The organism is Pseudomonadota bacterium (assembly GCA_026388215.1).
GTDB lineage: Bacteria > Desulfobacterota > Syntrophorhabdia > Syntrophorhabdales > Syntrophorhabdaceae > JAPLKF01.
This window is the reverse complement of record JAPLKF010000256.1, coordinates 1-2,658: the sequence shown is the minus strand read 5'-3', so window position 1 is coordinate 2,658 and position 2,658 is coordinate 1. Positions and strand designations below refer to the sequence as shown.

Genomic DNA, 2,658 nt, shown 5'->3' with positions numbered 1-2,658 from the left:
AGAGCCATAGCTTTTCTTGAGGCAATGGACCGTAAGGCTGACGTCTAACCCGGCGCTGCAGGGGACGCGCCCCCGAGCTTTGGTGTTCCTCTCTTTCTATTGGTAATCATTCCTCTCTGAGAATTTTCAACCATCAACATTTGTAGGTGCACTTAATAACGCTGGTTTTGCATTCTTTCTTCCTGAAAGACGCAACGTGTTACCCTTTTTCGTTGACCAATAATACAACGTTTTCTTTTTTCGCTATATCTATCATGTCTTTTGTGAACCCGCTCTTGCTGAAGAGGAGGTATTTCTCCTTTCGAGCATCATTGAACCAATCCACCAATCTTGCTTTTCTCAAGAGATTCTCATAGATATCAGTGCCAATCTTTTTATTACTCCATTTGCATTCAACGAAATAGGCTGTTTTCGCATCTTCGTCTAAGGCAACGATATCAATCTCCTCGCTTTTCGACCACCACTTCCCGATGGTGGTGTAACGAATGAGTCCATCTGACATCAGCTTTCTGCATAATGCCTTGCAGACATCTTCATAAACAGTTGAAACATGGTGCTCAAAGCTGTTTTTCATCAGTGCGATTACATAATCGGTATTACCGATCTCTATCCTGCCCCTGTTTGTGAATATATATTTGAACCAGAAGGTAAAGAATTTGTCGTGGAGGTGGTATATTCCCTGTTTGCTTTTCTCCGGGTACTTCTCGGTAATCGGTATATCTTTTTCAACAAGCTTCAACCCCCGCAATGTGTCGATATACTTTGACACAAGGCTCTTCTCAAAGCCTGTTTCGTTTATGATTTCAGAGAGTTTTCTTTTACCCTGAGCAATTGCTTTCAGGATGACAAAGTAATTGCGAGGCTCCCTTAACTCTTCTCGTAAAATGAACTCTACTTCATTATAAAAGAAACTGCTCCGGTCCAGCACCAGTTTGCTTATGTTCGTGAAAATATCCTGTTTCGGATTGACCTTTTCCAGGTATGCCGGTACCGCCCCAAAAACTGCGTATACCTTCACGAGATCATCAAAGTCCTTTTGAGGAAAAAAATCCTTTAATGCATTAAACTCCATCTCTACTACCTCCAAGGAGGCTGTCCTCCTTCCGTAGAGGGGGGCCTTGTAAAACAGTACCTCTTTTTCCATCATCCCGATACTTGACCCCATCAGGATTAGAAAAACATTGGTTTTTTTGAGGTATTCATCGATACCCTTCTGGAAGATAGATGAGATTGCCTGGTTTGCATTCACGAGGTACGGGAATTCATCGATTATCAGTACCAGCCTTTCCGTGCATTTTTCTTTTAGATAGGAAAAAAACTGATACCAATCCTTGAATCCTGAATCCCTCAAGATGGTGTCATTAAAATGTTCTCCAATGGCTCGACCGAGATTTTTCAGTTGCTCCGACTCCGATACGCTGTCGGCAAGGAAATATATGGCATCTTTGCCTTTGATGAACTCCTGGATAAGTCTTGTTTTACCGATTCGGCGTCTTCCATAGATGGGAATAAACTGGAAACGGCCAATGTTATATATCTTCTCGAGTACTGATAGCTCTGATGTGCGATTTACAAATTTCATACAGCCCCCTTTTACGGTTAGTATAACCATGATTAGTATAATCTAAAGTATACTTAATGACAAGTGATTGTATAAATCGGCTACATATGAGACTCATACAAGCTCCTTACCGTAAAACAGCATCCGCTCATTATTCCGATATTACCCTCGATATATACGAGCATCTCTTCAATGATGCGAACTTTAGCAGACAGCAGGTCGAGCTGTTAGAGAATATGTTTCAGCGTAGCAACGATTTGACCAGAGAGAGAAACAGTGGTGGTGTTTGATGAATGGTCGTTGGGTGATAGTCATTGGGTTAAAATGGTCGTACTTCACCTACGAATGTTGATATCGGACGATAGCAAAAGTTGAGGATTTGCGATTGAAAGTGGTAACGATTAAGCAACCTGCGAAGCAGACGATCTTGAGCGCCTTTTTAGGAGAATAAATTTACTCATCTGACGGCATCCGCAGCAACTCTCTTACTTGACGCGCCAATGGTACGCCGTTCTTATAATTGTCAGAGTTAGATAAACCAATTAGACGCTTAGATGCTTCCACGGGGGATTCATTAACTATCTTTAGATATTTTCTGTACCACCTCGGCAAAGTATAATAGCGCGCCAAAATCTCTGCTGCATGTTTGCGAATTTTTTCCTGTCCCCGTTTTTTTCTTTCTAAATATTCTGGACTTGTATTAGATGAATCAAAAATATCGGCGTTAAACACTATGTCAGAAGCAATGTGATATTTGACTTTCAAGTATTCCAGTAGTGGAGCCATCCAAAAATTAATTACCAGATAGCTAATGCTTCCAAAAACTATCCCTAAAAAGATTGAAATCATATTGACCATCGCAATGTCTCCTTAACACGGAGGTCAGCCAGAGCCGGATTTATCGGCGATTGGCTGCACGCGCTGGTTGAGACTATTTCTATTTGTTCCTATTCAGCGATGTTATACCATTTTTAGTTGAAACTTGATATGTGGCTCCCTCCGTGGCATAATCCACGGAACCCAAAATCTTTATACAGAAAGGAGCCACAATGAAAGTAAACACGAAACAGAGAAAAAAGGCAAGAAAGGGATTTGAA

3 protein-coding genes are annotated in these 2,658 nt (G+C 41.3%); 1 reads left to right on the top strand and 2 read right to left on the bottom strand.

The window, feature by feature from the left end:
* Nucleotides 1–199 precede the first annotated feature (199 nt).
* Nucleotides 200–1,582 (bottom strand): ATP-binding protein, encoded by a 1,383-nt coding sequence (locus NTU69_12130; GenBank protein ID MCX5804253.1) that lies wholly within the window; start codon nt 1,580–1,582, stop codon nt 200–202.
* A gap of 86 nt (nt 1,583–1,668) precedes the next feature.
* Between NTU69_12130 and NTU69_12125 the strand changes: the two genes are divergently transcribed.
* Nucleotides 1,669–1,851 carry a hypothetical protein gene (locus NTU69_12125; protein MCX5804252.1) on the top strand — a complete coding sequence of 61 codons (183 nt, stop codon included), beginning with the start codon at nt 1,669–1,671 and terminating at the stop codon, nt 1,849–1,851.
* Nucleotides 1,852–2,014: 163 nt separating this feature from the next.
* Here the strand turns inward: NTU69_12125 and NTU69_12120 are convergent, their stop codons facing one another.
* Nucleotides 2,015–2,419, bottom strand: a complete 405-nt coding sequence (locus tag NTU69_12120; protein MCX5804251.1) for a hypothetical protein — start codon at nt 2,417–2,419, stop codon at nt 2,015–2,017.
* Nucleotides 2,420–2,658 lie beyond the last annotated feature (239 nt).

Coding starts and splice junctions, on each gene's coding strand:
- NTU69_12125 (MCX5804252.1), top strand. CDS start 1,669: ATGAGACTCATACAAGCTCCTTACCGTAAAACAGCATCCGCTCATTAT.
- NTU69_12130 (MCX5804253.1), bottom strand. CDS start 1,582: ATGAAATTTGTAAATCGCACATCAGAGCTATCAGTACTCGAGAAGATA.
- NTU69_12120 (MCX5804251.1), bottom strand. CDS start 2,419: ATGGTCAATATGATTTCAATCTTTTTAGGGATAGTTTTTGGAAGCATT.